This is a genomic window from Streptomyces sp. JJ66 (assembly GCF_019303495.1).
GTDB lineage: Bacteria > Actinomycetota > Actinomycetes > Streptomycetales > Streptomycetaceae > Streptomyces.
Genome location: NZ_JAEVFI010000005.1, coordinates 100645 through 115323, shown reverse-complemented (window position 1 = coordinate 115323; position 14679 = coordinate 100645). Strand labels below are relative to the sequence as shown.

The following is a 14679-nucleotide window of genomic DNA, read 5'->3' as shown; positions in this document are numbered from 1 at the left end:
ATACAAAGTACGGAACACCCGTTTTCGACCCCAGGTGGAACCCCATGATCGGTCGTATCCCCGTCCTGGACGTCAAACCGCTCGTCGATTGCGGGCGCCGCCCCGCGAAGGCGGTCACCGGTGAGTCGTTCCAGGTGTCCGCCACCGTGTTCCGGGAAGGCCACGACGCCGTGGCCGCCAACGTCGTGCTGCGTGACCCGGCCGGGCGCCCGGGGCCGTGGACGCCGATGCGCGAGCTGGCGCCCGGCACCGACCGGTGGGGCGCGGAGGTGACGCCGGACGCCGAGGGCCGCTGGACGATCGTCGTCGAGGCGTGGAGCGACCCGGTGGCGACCTGGCGCCACCACGCCGAGGTCAAGGTGCCGCTCGGGGTGGACGTGGAGCTGACGTTCACCGAGGGCGCGCAGCTGCTGGAGAAGGCGGCCGCCGAGGTGCCCAAGGACGCGGGCCGGGCCGTCGTCCTGGACGCCGTGGACGCGCTGCGCAACACCGCGCTGCCCGCCGGGGACCGGCTCGCCGCCGCGCTCGGCGCCGAGCTGACCGAGGTGCTGACGCGGCATCCGCTGCGCGAGCTGGTCACCGCGTCCCGGTCGGTGCCGGTGCAGGTGGAGCGGCGGCGGGCGCTGGTCGGCTCCTGGTACGAGCTGTTCCCGCGCAGCGAGGGCGCCGTCGTCCCGGCGGACGGCGGCGCGCCCACCTCCGGCACGCTGCGCACCGCCGCCGAGCGGCTGCCCGCCATCGCCGCGGCCGGTTTCGACGTCGTCTACCTGCCGCCGATCCACCCGATCGGCACGGCGTACCGCAAGGGCCGCAACAACAGCCTCGACGCGGGCCCGCACGACGTCGGCTGCCCGTGGGCGATCGGCTCCGCGGACGGCGGCCACGACGCCATCCACCCGGACCTGGGCACGTTCGCCGACTTCGCCCACTTCATGGAGACCGCCCGTGACCTGCGCCTGGAGGTCGCCCTCGACTTCGCCCTCCAGTGCTCACCGGACCACCCCTGGGTCACCGAGCATCCCGAGTGGTTCCGCAAACGGGCCGACGGATCGATCGCGTTCGCCGAGAACCCGCCGAAGAAGTACCAGGACATCTACCCGATCCACTTCGACCACAACCTGAGGGCCTACCGCGCCCTGGTGAACGAGACACTGCGGGTGCTGCGCCTGTGGATGGAACAGGGCGTGCGCATCTTCCGCGTCGATAACCCGCACACCAAACCCGTCCGCTTCTGGGAGAAGGTGATCAGCGAGATCAACCGCACGGACCCCGACGTCATCTTCCTGGCCGAGGCGTTCACCCGCCCGGCGATGATGCACACCCTCGCGCAGGTCGGCTTCCAGCAGTCGTACACCTACTTCACCTGGCGCAACGGCAAGCAGGAACTGACGGAGTACCTGACCGAGCTGTCCGGGGACGCCGCCGCCTACATGCGGCCGAACTTCTTCGTCAACACCCCCGACATCCTGCACGCCTACCTCCAGCACGGCGGGCGCCCCGCGTTCGAGATCCGCGCGGTGCTGGCCGCCACCCTCTCCCCCAGCTGGGGGGTGTACGCGGGCTACGAGCTGTGCGAGAGCACGCCGGTGCGCGAGGGCAGCGAGGAGTACCTGAACTCCGAGAAGTACGAGCTGCGCCCGCGCGACTGGGCCACGGCCGAGCGCGAGGGCCGCACCATCACCCCGCTGCTCACCACGCTCAACCGGCTGCGCCGCCGGCACCCCGCGCTGCAGACCCTGCGCTCCCTGCACTTCCACCACACCGACAACGACCAGATCATCGCGTACTCCAAGCGCAGCATCGAGCCCTACGCCGACTCAGTGCTGGTTGTGGTGAACCTCGATCCGTACCACACCCACGAAGCGACCGTGTCGTTGGACAGGGAGAAGCTCGGCCTGACACCGGCTCAGCAAAGCGGTGCCGAGCTCTTCCCGGTGCGTGACGAGCTCACCGGCGAGACCTACCACTGGGGCAGGGACAACTATGTGCGACTGGAGCCGGGCCGCCCCGGTTCACCGGCTCCCGCGCACATCTTGACCCTGCGACCGTCCTCACCGACCGGAGGGTCACCCATCGTATGAGCGTCAATGAGCCAGTCCCCGACACCTTCGAGGACACCCCTGCGGGGGACCGCGATCCCGAGTGGTTCAAGCGTGCCGTCTTCTACGAGGTCCTGGTGCGCTCGTTCCAGGACAGCAACGGCGACGGCGTCGGAGACCTGAAGGGCCTGACCGCCAAGCTCGACTACCTGCAATGGCTGGGGGTGGACTGCCTGTGGCTGCCGCCGTTCTTCAAGTCCCCCCTGCGGGACGGGGGCTACGACGTCTCGGACTACACCTCCGTCCTGCCGGAGTTCGGTGACCTCGCCGACTTCGTGGAGTTCGTCGACGCCGCCCACCAGCGCGGTATCCGCGTCATCATCGACATGGTGATGAACCACACCAGCGACCAGCACGAGTGGTTCCAGCAGTCGCGGACCGACCCCGGCGGCCCCTACGGCGATTACTACATGTGGGCCGACGACGACAAGGCGTACGCCGACGCCCGCATCATCTTCGTGGACACCGAGGCGTCCAACTGGACGTTCGACCCGGTGCGCAAGCAGTACTACTTCCACCGGTTCTTCTCCCACCAGCCGGACCTCAACTACGAGAACCCCACCGTGCAGGAGGAGATGATCTCCGCCCTGCGGTTCTGGCTGGACCTGGGCATCGACGGCTTCCGCCTGGACGCCGTGCCCTACCTGTACGCGGAGGAGGGCACCAACTGCGAGAACCTTCCGGCCTCGCACGCGTTCCTCAAGCGGGTGCGGGCCGAGATCGACGCGCACTACCCGGACACGGTGCTGCTGGCCGAGGCCAACCAGTGGCCGGAGGACGTCGTCGACTACTTCGGCGACTACGCCAAGGGCGGGGACGAGTGCCACATGGCGTTCCACTTCCCCGTCATGCCGCGCATCTTCATGGCGGTGCGGCGCGAGTCGCGCTACCCGGTCTCGGAGATCCTGGCCAAGACCCCGGCCATCCCGACCGGCTGCCAGTGGGGCGTCTTCCTGCGCAACCACGACGAGCTGACGCTCGAAATGGTGACAGACGAAGAGCGCGACTACATGTACGCCGAGTACGCCAAGGACCCGCGCATGCGGGCCAACATCGGCATCCGCCGCCGCCTCGCGCCCCTGCTGGACAACGACCGCAACCAGATCGAGCTGTTCACGGCCCTGCTGCTGTCGCTGCCCGGCTCGCCGATCCTGTACTACGGCGACGAGATCGGCATGGGCGACAACATCTGGCTCGGCGACCGCGACGCCGTGCGCACGCCGATGCAGTGGACCCCCGACCGCAACGCGGGCTTCTCCTCCTGCGACCCGGGCCGGCTGTTCCTCCCGGCGATCATGGACCCGGTGTACGGGCACCAGGTCACCAACGTCGAGGCGGCGATGAGCTCGCCCTCGTCGCTGCTGCACTGGACGCGGCGCATGGTGGAGATCCGCAAGCAGAACCCGGCGTTCGGGCTCGGCGAGTACACCGAGCTGCCGTCCAGCAACCCGGCGGTGCTCGCCTTCCTCCGCGAGGTGCGGCTACCCGACGGTGAGGACGACCTCGTGATGTGCGTCAACAACTTCTCCCGGTTCCCGCAGCCCACGGAGCTGGAGTTGCGCACCTGGAAGGGGCTGCACCCGGTCGAGCTGATCGGCGGCGTCCGCTTCCCCGCGATCGGCGACCTCCCGTACCTGCTGACGCTGGCCGGGCACGGGTTCTACTGGTTCCGCCTGCGCCAGCAGCCCGCTGCGGTGGCCGACATCGCCCCGTCAGCCGAAGGCCCCCTGTCGCCGACGTCCCCGGTGCCACCAGGCGAGTCGGTGGCACCGGAGTACCCCATCCGGCCCACCCCACCGGGGCCGTAGTCGGCGGACCGCCACCGGAGGCAGGGGCGGGCTCCTGACCCCTGCCTCCCCGGCCCGCTCCCCTGCCGCCGCAGGCGGCCCGGGCAACCCCCACGCGGGGCAGCCGCGCCCGGATTTCCGGAACGGAGGCGAGTCAGCCGGTTACGCAAACGCGACCGTGGGCACAAGTAGAAGCTGGAGCACCACCCGTGTGGCCCAGACCGCACCCCACCACACGGTCGATTACCCCGAAACACGTCCCGCACAGCCGGACAGCCGTTGCCGCAATCCGGGACACTCTGCGCAACATTCTCGTGTGCCCGGGGGAAGGAAGCCATGACCGCCAAGCCGGACAGCTCCTCACCCGGACCCGCCCTGTACCCATCCGGAGCCCCGGCGTCCACGGCGTCCACGGCGTCCACGGCGTCCGCAGCGTCCGCGGCGTTGTTGCGGTCGCTGCAACCGATGCTGACGCAGTGGCTCCCCAGACAGCGGTGGTTCGCGGGCAAAGGACGCTCGCTGGACGGCCTCACCCTGACCGCCGCCACCGAGCTGCTGCCGTGCGCCGCCCCCGGAGCCGCCCCGGGCCTGCTGCACCTGCTGCTGAGCGCACACCAGGGCGACCACGCCGACTGCTACCAACTCCTGCTCGGCGTCCGCCCCATGCTGCCCCCGCACCTGGCACCCGCGCTCCTCGGCCGCCCCGCGTGGGGACCGCTGCGGGGGCTCGCGGTGTACGAGGCCATCACCGACGAGCGGCTGACCGGCGTGCTGCTGGAGCGCCTGCGCACCCCGGGCCGCCTCAGCGCGCTGCGGTTCGCCCGCGAAGGCGGCACCACCATCCCGCCGGGGCTCCCCGCGCGGGCGCTGCGCGCGGAACAGTCCAACTCCTCGGTGGTCTACGGCGACCGGTACATCCTCAAGCTGTTCCGCCGCGTCAGCCCGGGCGTCAACCCCGATCTGGAGCTGCCCCTCGCGCTGGCCCGCACGGGGTGCACCCGGGTACCCGCGCCCGTCGCCTGGTTCGAGGCGGACGCCGCTGACCCGGTAACCCTCGGCGTGCTGCAACCGTTCCTGCCCGGGTCCAGCGACGGCTGGCGCCTCGCGCTGCACGCCGTGCACCGTGAGGCCGACTTCACCCCGGCCGCCCGCTCACTGGGCCGCGCGACAGCCGAGGTGCACACCGCGCTGGCGACCGCGCTGCCGACGGCCGAACTGCGCGGCCCCGCGCTGGCCTCGGTGGCGCGGGACATGGCGGCGCGGCTGAAGGCGGCCTGCGACGCGGTGCCGCAGCTGCGCCCCTACCGGGTGGGCCTGCGCGAGGCGTTCGCCGCCGTGCACGACCTCGCCGACGCGGGCAAGGGCTGCGTCGTCCAGCGCATCCACGGCGACCTGCACCTGGGACAGGTGCTGCGCACCGCGCACGGGGACGAGGGCACGGGCTCCTGGTCCGTCATCGACTTCGAGGGCGAACCGGCCAAGGAACTGGCCGAACGGCGGCGTCCGCAACCGGTACTCCAGGACGTCGCCGGGATGCTGCGCTCGTTCGACTACGCGGCCTGCCAGCGCGGCGCTTCGGACTTCTCCCGCCGCTGGGCGCAGGCCAGCCGCGACGCCTACTGCGCGGGCTACGCCGAGGCGAGCGGCAGCGACCCGCGCGAGTACGCCGCGCTGCTGCGCGCCTACGAGACGGACAAGGCCGTCTACGAGGTGCTCTACGAGGCCCACCACCGCCCCGACTGGCTGCCCATCCCGCTTGCCGCGATCCGCCGTCTCGCGCAGGCTCCGCGATCCCCCAGGAGGACCCTCCCGTGACCCCCCGACCCGAGCTCCCCGACACCTTCCGCTCCGCTCCCCCGGCCGCGACGCCCGCCCCGCGCCGCCCGGCGGCGCAGCCCGCGGCTCCCGGTCCGGCGTCCGGCTCCGCCTCCGCCCCGGCGCCCGCCCCGCCGCTGGAGGCGGCCGACCGGGACCGGCTGCTGGCCGGCTCGCACCACGACCCGCACAGCGTGCTGGGAGCACACCCGGTGGACGGCGGCGTGCTGGTCCGCGCCCTGCGCCCGTTCGCCCGCTCGGTGACAGTGCTCACCGAGCGGGGCGAGGCCGCGCTGGCGAGCGAGGGCGACGGCTTCTTCGCCGCCGTCCTGCCCGGCCTGGCCACCGTGCCCGCGTACCGGCTGCGCACCGCCTACGACGAGACGGTGGTGGAGACCGAGGACGCCTACCGCTTCCTGCCCACGCTCGGCGATCTGGACCTGCACCTGATCACCGAGGGCCGCCACGAGCAGCTGTGGACGGCGCTGGGAGCACACCCGATGACCGTGGACGGCGTCGCGGGCACCCGGTTCACGGTGTGGGCGCCGAACGCGCGGGGCGTGCGGGTCGCCGCCGACTACACCTACTGGGACGGCACCGCGCAGCCCATGCGCTCACTCGGCTCCAGCGGCGTGTGGGAGCTGTTCTTGCCCGGCGTCGGCGAGGGCACCTGCTACAAGTTCGACATCTGCCGCGCCGACGGCTCGCATACGCTGCGCGCGGACCCCATGGCGCGCCGCAGCGAGTGCCCGCCGGACACGGCGTCCATCGTGACGGGTTCGGCGTACGCGTGGGGCGACGCCGGCTGGCTGGAGCAGCGGGCGCGGCGGGCGGTGCACGCCTCGCCGTTCTCGGTGTACGAGGTGCACCTGCCCTCCTGGCGCCCGGGCCTGGGTTACCGCGAGCTGGCCGAACAACTGCCCGCTTACGTGGCGGAGATGGGCTTCACCCACGTCGAGCTGATGCCGGTGTGCGAGCACCCGTTCGGCGGCTCGTGGGGCTACCAGGTCACCGGCTACTACGCCCCGACGGCCCGCCTGGGCTCCCCCGACGACTTCCGCCACCTGGTGGACGCGCTGCACCAGGCGGGCATCGGCGTCCTCATGGACTGGGTTCCGGCCCACTTTCCCAAGGACGACTGGGCGCTCGCCCACTTCGACGGCACCGCCCTGTACGAGCACCCGGACCCACAGCGCGCCGAACACCCCGACTGGGGCACGCTGGAGTTCAACTACGGCCGCACCGAGGTGCGCAACTTCCTGGTCGCCAACGCGGTCTACTGGTGCGAGGAGTTCCACATCGACGGGCTGCGCGTGGACGCCGTCGCCTCGATGCTGTACCTGGACTACTCGCGCGAGGACGGCCAGTGGTCGCCCAACGAGTACGGCGGCCGGGAGAACCTGGACGCGGTGCGCTTCCTCCAGGAGATGAACGCCACCGTCTACCGCCGCTGCCCGGGCGTCGTCACCGTCGCCGAGGAGTCCACCGCCTGGGACGGCGTCACCCGCGCCACCCACCAGGTGGGCCCGCACGGCGTCGGCGGCCTCGGCTTCGGCCTGAAGTGGAACATGGGCTGGATGCACGACTCGCTCCAGTACATCGCCAAGGAGCCGGTACACCGCAAGTACCACCACAACGAGATGACGTTCTCCATGGTGTACGCCTACAGCGAGAACTACGTGCTGCCCATCTCCCACGACGAGGTGGTGCACGGCAAGGGCGCCCTAGTCTCCAAGATGCCCGGCGACTGGTGGCAGCAGCGCGCCACCCACCGCGCCTACCTGGGCTACATGTGGGCGCACCCGGGCAAGCAACTGCTGTTCATGGGACAGGAGTTCGCGCAGGGCGCCGAGTGGTCCGAGAGCCACGGCCCCGACTGGTGGCTCCTGGACCCGGCCTACTCCGCCCAGGGCGACCACGCCGGCGTCCGTGACCTGGTGCGCGACCTGAACGCCCGCTACACCGAGACCCCGGCGCTGTGGGAGCGCGACACCGACCCCTCCGGCTTCGCCTGGGTCGAGGCCGACGCCCGGGAGGACAACGTCTTCGCCTTCCTGCGCTTCGCCGCCGACGGCACCCCGCTGCTGGCCGTCAGCAACTTCTGCCCCGTGGTGCGGCACGACTACCGGCTCGGCGTCCCGGAGGGCACTGCGGCCTGGCGGGTGGTGCTCAACACCGACGAGGCCCGCTACGGCGGCTCCGGCGTGGCGGCGGCGGACCCGGTGAAGGCCGAACCCGTCCCGGCCCAGGGCCGCGCGGCGAGCGTTTCGCTGGACCTGCCCCCGCTGGCCACGCTCTGGCTCCGCCCGGCCTGACGCGTTCCACTCGCGCCCTGTCCTCCCGTGGGGCACGGTGGGTGGGTAGCGACCTACCGTGCCAGGAGGACGGGCCATGAGCGAGCACACCTACCGGGTGACCGAGATCGTCGGCACCTCACACGAGGGCCTGGACGCCGCCATCCGCAACGGCATCGCCCGCGCCGCGCAGACCCTGCACGGCCTGGACTGGTTCGAGGTCACCCAGATCCGCGGCCACATCGAAAGCGGCGAGGTCGCCCACTACCAGGTCGGCCTGAAACTCGGCTTCCGCCTCGACGACACGGCGGGCTGACCCCACCCCATCACCGACACCCCTTCCGCATGCTCCCCGCACCACGACCGCCCCCCGGGTCAACCTCCCGCCCCGAGCATGCGCCAGCCGGAGCCGCCCTGCCCGGCGGGGACGCCGGGGCCGAATTGCTGTTCCTGAGGCGCTACCGAGGCCCTATCGAGGCTCGCCCCCGGCTTCATGGCAGGGGCGAGCCCTTCACTGCCTCCCGCGTGACGCCGCCCAACGGGGTCGCTCCCACGCCATCGCGCACAACACGGCGTGCAACAGCGCGGCGTGTACCAGCCGCCCGTCCGGTGTCGGCCTGCTGAACCAGCTCAGCGGCCACGTCCGCCCGCCCAGGGCAGGCACGCCGACGTAACACCGCCGGTTCTGCCCCGCCGCTGCCGTCAGCAGCTCCACCCCGCCCGGCCACCGCCGGTTCCGCACGCTCCCGGGCGCGACGAGGAAATACGTCGCCCGCTCCCCGCCCCGCTCCAGCACCACCGGTCCCGGATCTCCCCCGGTCAGCGCGCTGAACCGCTCCGCGACGTCCCGCCCCTGCGGCCCGGCCACCCGCACGGCGTCGAAGTACACCCCGGCCAACCGCAGCTGACACCCCAGCAACGGCACCCAGGGGATGCCGGGATCACGACTTTCCTGATTCATGCCCCCACTGTCCGACCTTCGGCATACGTTGAGTAGTGCCGCGAACTCGACGGGTGACCCTGTTGTGCGGATGTCGAACGCGAGTTACGGGACGTTGAGCCGTGTTGAGAGGGGAACCTCATGCCAGAGAACGACCACCGCGAAAAGGCGTCTGCCACCCGCCAGGCGATCGCTGACCTGGTGCGCTCGGCCCGGGAGGAACGAGGTCTGTCACAGGAGGAGTTGGGCCGCCTGATCAACTACTCTGGTGCTGCGATCAGCAAGCTGGAGACGTGCAAAGACGGCGTCACGTTGAAGATGCTGTCCCTGCTGGATCGCGTGCTGTTCGACGGCCGCAAGATCCTCGTCACGTTGCTGCCGTACCTGGACGTCGATCTGTTCCCGCCACACTTCCGCGACTACGCGCTGATCGAACGCGACGCGCTCAGCATCTCGGCCTACCAGAACATGGTGATGGACGGGCCGTTCCAGACCGAGGCGTATGCCATGGCCGTCATCAAGGGAGCTTACCCCGCGCTCACATCGGACGCAGCCGAGCGGTTCGTACAGGCGCGGATGACCAGGCAGGCGCTCTTCGACCGCACAGACCCCATGCCCCACCTGGAACTGGTCCAAGAGGAATCGACGCTGATGCGCCAGTTCGGCACCCGCCTCACCATGCGGGATCAGCTACTGCACCTGGCCGAGCTGTCCAGGCGTCCCAACGTCACCGTGCAGGTGCTACCTATGGCGTGCGGCGCCAGAGGCGAGCACGCCGGGACAGAAGGTCCCACGAAGCTGTTCGAACGTGCCGACCACAGTCGTGTGGTGTACCTGGAAGTACAACGACGCGGAATGTTGATCTCACAAGCCGAGGAAGTCTCCGAAATGACGCAGCGGTATGCCATGATCCGCGCACAGGCTCTGGACCCCTATGAGTCGCGTGACCTGATCCTGCGGAAGGCGGAGGAGTTCAAGTGAGCAACGTCGAGAACCAGTCCACGCTCCAGTGGCGTAAGTCCACCTACAGCGACGGAAGCGGCGGCGACTGCGTCGAGGTTGCCGCCTGCGCGGAGGGTAGCGTCCACGTCCGCGACTCGAAGGCCACCGCCCAAGGCACCCTGACCTTCACCCCCACGGCCTGGACAACGTTCCTGACCACCCGCCGATAGCGTCCCGGCCACAGCACGTGCTCGCATGCCCAGCCGCGCGAGCGCGGATGACCACCGACGGGTACCACGTGCGTCATAGCCTCACGCAGGCACGGTTTTCCAAGTCTTCACTCACCAATGGCACAGTCTTTGCGCTCGGCGGACTTGGCGGCCAGTTCCTCCAAGGCCGCCTGTTGAAATTTCATTTCCCCGTTTCCGTATTCAGGCTCAACCGCAGTGAGCCAATGGAATCCATCGACCCCTGAAGGGCAGGTGGAGCTCAGCCACCTGGGGACGCCTCTGTCAGCCACTCCGGAACTCTCCGCGATTCCGTCAACAATTCGATATGTTGAGGCCAGACCGTCGTACAGGGACGTGAATCGATAGATTTTTTCCCCATCACTGTTCAACAGAAAGCAGTCCTCAACCGGCGCGACAGAGTCAGCATCGGTCTCCAAGACTTTTTTGATCCCGAATTCCTCGGCCAAGTCGGCGAGGTGTGCCATACCAGCACAAGTTCCGGAGGCATCGACCACCTCCACAGGGTCCGCTCCATTGGGGGTAGGCACTGCGTCACCCGGCAATGAACTTGGCGGGGGTTCACAGTCCCATTTCTCGGCAGCAGATGCAGCCGTAGAGCCGACTACACGAGATAGCTGTACACGGTATTCTTTTTCCTCAAACCCGGGAGACCCGAATGCGTATGCCCATCCATGGACCCAGATATCGCGTGCTCCCGCACCGCAATTGAGCAATACGGTGGCGGAGGCAAAATCTCCTAGATCATTCGTTACCACACCACGCCATCCCTCACCGAACGGAGCCGAAGTAGCGTCAGGCAAACCCAGTGAATCATGTCTCATATCACGCAGAACAGCAGGGTTGATCTCTCCCTTACTGATACGCAACTCCACCCCCGGAAGTTTGCCTGACCATGCAAGACGGCAACTCACGAGCGGCGTGAGACCGGGGTATTCCTCAGGCTCCAATGGCCTCCCTCGTATTCCCTTTTCACCGAGAAGTTGCTGGACTTCAGCAAGAGGTGGAAGCCCGCCGCAGGTTTGCTCGAGCGATCGCTCAGCTTGCCACAGGTCGATAGTCCCCGTACCGTAGAGAACGCTTCCGGACAAGAGCAGCAGCGCACTCACCGAAGCAACAAGCAGCCTTCTTCTCATGCGGCCTTCTTCATTTCGTCCTCCCAGCGTGCGTGCCATGACCGCACGAGGTGACGTCCCGGCGACGCGCGGGGCAATCAAACTAGTGCTGCTAGCTAGAGCAGAAGGCTCTGAGCATCGCGTAGCCGTCTCTACAAACTACAGTTCAGCGACCGCTTAACACTGCCGACAAAGCGTGCGTACAGCTCGTCACGGGGCTCCAGCGCTCGCTTGGCGAGAGCGATAGCGTCCTGCTCGTTCTCTGACAGGTCACCGGGTTTCGTCGTGACATAAGAAAACAGCACGAGGTAATCATGCTCGTCGCACGACACGAGCTCCGTCTTGAAGTTCTTCGTATCATTCGCGTGGGCTGCGTCAAAGCGGTCGATCATGCGCTGGTCGGTGGTCACAGCGAAAGCCACCGGAGCCATGACCTCTTCCGTGTCACTGCCAGCGCTGATTACACAACTCCAACTGCCTTGCATGTCGCCCACCACCCGCTGTTGAAGCTTGGGGCCATGAGGAAGAGTAGCTACAAAACTGGGAATGCCACACTGAGCCTCACCTGGCATGTCAACAAATTCAGAGGCGCCAGGAATTTTTTCCGTCAAACGGAAATCAGGCGAGTCGCACCCCTTCTCTTCGGCCAGCCCGCGAGCGTAATCCATCAGCGCCTGACCCATGTGTCTGCGCGTATCTCCCGGAGTCCATTTAGTGTCGTAATCACTTCCTAGCTCGAACTGCACCTGAACAGGTGTCCCCTGAAGTCCAAATGCTTTCGAACAGGAATCGGGCAGCCATACCTCAGCCCGCCTATCGTCCGTCCATCCGCTGATTCCCGACCCGATAGGGGATTCTTGAACGTACCATGTGGGATCGACCGGTTCTGGGCGCCAGGGACCAAATGACCACGCCTGGAACACCTCGAATTCGCCCACATCTTCTCCTGCTTTTCGTATCGCACATCGCGACGCGACGTCGGCGTAACCGTCCCCTTCCTCCGCAATGTCAACATTTTCATACACGGCCAGATCGGCAGTCAATTCCCCTTCTTCGCTCCCAGACAGGACGGATACCGCTTCTTTCGTCAGCCTGCCATTGCAGAACGAGGCAGAATCTACCGAAGCCTTATCGTTCAAGAAAAAATATGCAACTCCACCGCACAAGATCAAAAGGGCGAGTACCACCGCACTAGCGGTCAACCACTGCCGACGAGACTCAGCACCGGCGCCGGTCATGCGTTCCCCCCTGTGGAGCCCTGAGCGTCACCTATAGCCGCAGAGTACTCGCTCTTGGCCTCGGCCAACACGTCCTGCTGAAAGGGCTTATCGGAGTCGCTGGCATCTTTTCCCAAAATCCCGACTTGATCCGACTGGGCCATGAACATGCTTTCGAGGCGAGGGTAGCCATCTCTCACGTAATTTCTGATAAGTTCTTCCGTGGTTTTATTAGCTACCTCTTGGTTGAGATTCTCTACGCTTTGCCCGGCGCCGATGTCGATGAGGCGCTGGAAAGTGTCACCAATAATTGGGAGATTAGTGACCGGAGCCCCTGCGACATGGTAAGCGTATGTTTTACTCCAGTTATTCTGTGCTATTTCATCGTCGCGATGTGACCCCAGGACATCGGCCCTGATATAGTCAAGCGCCCCCATGACCTGCCCGCTTGTCTGCGCCACCCCGCGCGCCTCTCTACTACCCTGTTCGAGGTCCTGCGCATCCAGACCGGAAATTCCAGCTGCAACGATTCCCATCTGAGAGTCGTGAATTGTGCGGAAGGCTGTTCCATCCTCGGAAATACCTCGGATGAACTGAATCATCGTAGTTCGGTCCACGTTCACGTCATTGGGCTCGGTTGATATATAGTCACCGGAGAAGTCGCCATCGACCCCCAAGATGTCATGGAGATCTGTCGGGTAATAAGTCAAGGCATTCGCGAAGTCCTGACGAAGGTTTTCCGGTATGGCTGTTTTGTCAACGGCAGAAAATCCCGCGTACGATTTCACAACTTCCTCGAGAACGCGAGTCTGCGCTTCGGTGTGGTCCTGGTAATTTTCTGGGGCTGGGGTTCCGGGGACATTGCCAGTCATAGCAGCTTCCAAAGCGGCACCGAACCCGTTGCGATTGTCGAAGTCCGCCTTATCCTCGACTGTGTAAGTAACCTTGGCACCCTCATAGGCGTTCACGACGTTCCAGTCACGTTCCGTCTGCAGGTATGTCAGACGCTCTTTTCCCTGTTCTGAACCCGGATCGAAGTACGCCGTGGCGGTGTCAGGGTCATTGGCCATGATGCCCAGAACCCCGTCATAGGGATCATTCGCGAACCATCCACTACGCTCCTGCGTAAAGGTGCCGTCCTTGTCCCGGTCGCCAGCGTAGTTGCCGTCTAGGTCCCAGATGTCAGGATCACCGCCCTGACCGGGATCTTCGGCTGCACGGATATCGTCCGCCAAGTCGTGTAGGAACTGGGGATCGTAACCGCTACTGTTCTGCATCAACGTGACGATGCTCTGGTAACCGCGCGCCCCGTCGTTTCCTTGCCTTTCAACGACTTGCGCGTCATAAAGATTGCCACCGACTTCTCGCAGGTCTTCGCGCCACTCATCATAGAAGTCTTGATCTGCCTTGGTGTTCACGTCATCCACGGTGGTCGCTGTCTTGAGAGTGTTAGCAAGATGCACATCAAGGTCCAGAAAATACTTCTTCTGGTCGACTTGTTCGTAGTAGGCGCGATCGGTGATTTCATTGTGCAGCTTAATTAGACCGTCCGGGCCTCCCACGGAGGTGAGCAGAGTCCGGCTGAACTCGGGGTCATCCTCGTTCTGCTCCATGAGGAAGTTCAGCTCTTCGCGCTCCGCAGTCGAGAGCTCACCCCCATCCGCGATTTTCGCGTACAATTCATCCGCTCGGCTGGCGTTCACCTCCCCGACATCACCCGGAAGGGAGCCGTTAAAACCGTCCCTCAGACCCTTGAGGTCGGCCGGTAGGTCGTCCGGGTCTACCGTGAGCGCCAGTTTGACGTTCTCGTCGGCGTCCTGGATCGCTTTGACCGCGTCGCTGATCTTTCCGGTCCAGGAGTCTTCCAGCTCTTGGCGGACCAGTTGATTGCTCTGGTAGAGCTTCGCTTCGTCTGCTTCGAGTTTGCTGTAGTCGACGGAGCATCGCCCGTAAGAGTCGACGTGCATTCCGGCTTGCACGGCATCGTCCCGCACATCGGTCAGGCGGTTCTGGAGCCCCGTGAGGGTGTCGTACGCCTCGTCCAACAAGTCGGCGACAGCCCACGCCTCGTCGCGCGCAGCCCCATACTCCTCCTGCGTTACGTCCGCCTGGGTCTTGAAGCCGATGGCCGACTGTCCCAGCCAGTTCTCCGACTCCACAGCCGCCTTGACGTGATCCGCGTAATCTCCGTGCAAGGTCTCGAACTTGTCCCCCATCCGCCT

Annotated in this window: 10 protein-coding genes and 1 pseudogene; 7 read left to right on the top strand and 4 right to left on the bottom strand. The window is 66.5% G+C overall.

Annotated elements, in window-relative coordinates; all coding sequences use genetic code 11:
* The first annotated feature begins 44 nt into the window (after positions 1-44).
* From JJV70_RS05285 to JJV70_RS05270, 5 genes and pseudogenes are all read left to right on the top strand, one after another.
* The gene (locus JJV70_RS05285) at positions 45-2081 is read left to right on the top strand and encodes an alpha-1,4-glucan--maltose-1-phosphate maltosyltransferase (RefSeq protein WP_219046529.1); all 2037 of its coding nucleotides are present in this window, start codon (positions 45-47) and stop codon (positions 2079-2081) included.
* Positions 2078-3790: pseudogene (gene treS / locus JJV70_RS05280) on the top strand (maltose alpha-D-glucosyltransferase); the annotation flags it as partial. The gene JJV70_RS05285 and the pseudogene treS, both read left to right, overlap by 4 nt.
* 432 nt (positions 3791-4222) lie before the next feature.
* A complete protein-coding gene (locus JJV70_RS22475) occupies positions 4223-5701 on the top strand; it encodes a phosphotransferase (protein ID WP_257573416.1) in 1479 nt (492 codons plus the stop codon).
* Positions 5698-8016, top strand: coding sequence for a 1,4-alpha-glucan branching enzyme (gene glgB / locus JJV70_RS05275; protein ID WP_374227249.1), 2319 nt, complete (start codon positions 5698-5700; stop codon positions 8014-8016). Before JJV70_RS22475 ends, glgB begins: the two co-directional genes overlap by 4 nt.
* 76 nt (positions 8017-8092) lie before the next feature.
* Entirely contained in the window at positions 8093-8311 is a 219-nt protein-coding gene (locus tag JJV70_RS05270; RefSeq protein ID WP_219046528.1) for a dodecin, read from the top strand.
* A gap of 195 nt (positions 8312-8506) precedes the next feature.
* Here JJV70_RS05270 and JJV70_RS05265 read toward each other — a convergent pair whose 3' ends face one another.
* The gene (locus JJV70_RS05265; protein ID WP_219046527.1) at positions 8507-8956 is read right to left on the bottom strand and encodes a hypothetical protein; all 450 of its coding nucleotides are present in this window, start codon (positions 8954-8956) and stop codon (positions 8507-8509) included.
* Positions 8957-9076: 120 nt separating this feature from the next.
* On the opposite strand from JJV70_RS05265, the gene JJV70_RS05260 reads away from it, so the two are divergent.
* Complete coding sequence (locus JJV70_RS05260; RefSeq protein ID WP_219046526.1) at positions 9077-9916, top strand: helix-turn-helix transcriptional regulator; 840 nt, start codon at positions 9077-9079, stop codon at positions 9914-9916.
* Entirely contained in the window at positions 9913-10107 is a 195-nt protein-coding gene (locus tag JJV70_RS05255; RefSeq protein ID WP_219046525.1) for a DUF397 domain-containing protein, read from the top strand. Before JJV70_RS05260 ends, JJV70_RS05255 begins: the two co-directional genes overlap by 4 nt.
* Positions 10108-10214: 107 nt before the next feature.
* Here JJV70_RS05255 and JJV70_RS05250 read toward each other — a convergent pair whose 3' ends face one another.
* The 3 genes from JJV70_RS05250 to JJV70_RS05240 form a co-directional block, all read right to left on the bottom strand.
* A complete protein-coding gene (locus JJV70_RS05250; RefSeq protein WP_219046524.1) occupies positions 10215-11300 on the bottom strand; it encodes a hypothetical protein in 1086 nt (361 codons plus the stop codon).
* 92 nt (positions 11301-11392) lie between these two features.
* Entirely contained in the window at positions 11393-12478 is a 1086-nt protein-coding gene (locus tag JJV70_RS05245; RefSeq protein WP_219046523.1) for a hypothetical protein, read from the bottom strand.
* A complete protein-coding gene (locus tag JJV70_RS05240) occupies positions 12475-14673 on the bottom strand; it encodes a DUF6571 family protein (protein WP_219046522.1) in 2199 nt (732 codons plus the stop codon). Before JJV70_RS05240 ends, JJV70_RS05245 begins: the two co-directional genes overlap by 4 nt.
* Between the last annotated feature and the right edge of the window lie 6 nt (positions 14674-14679).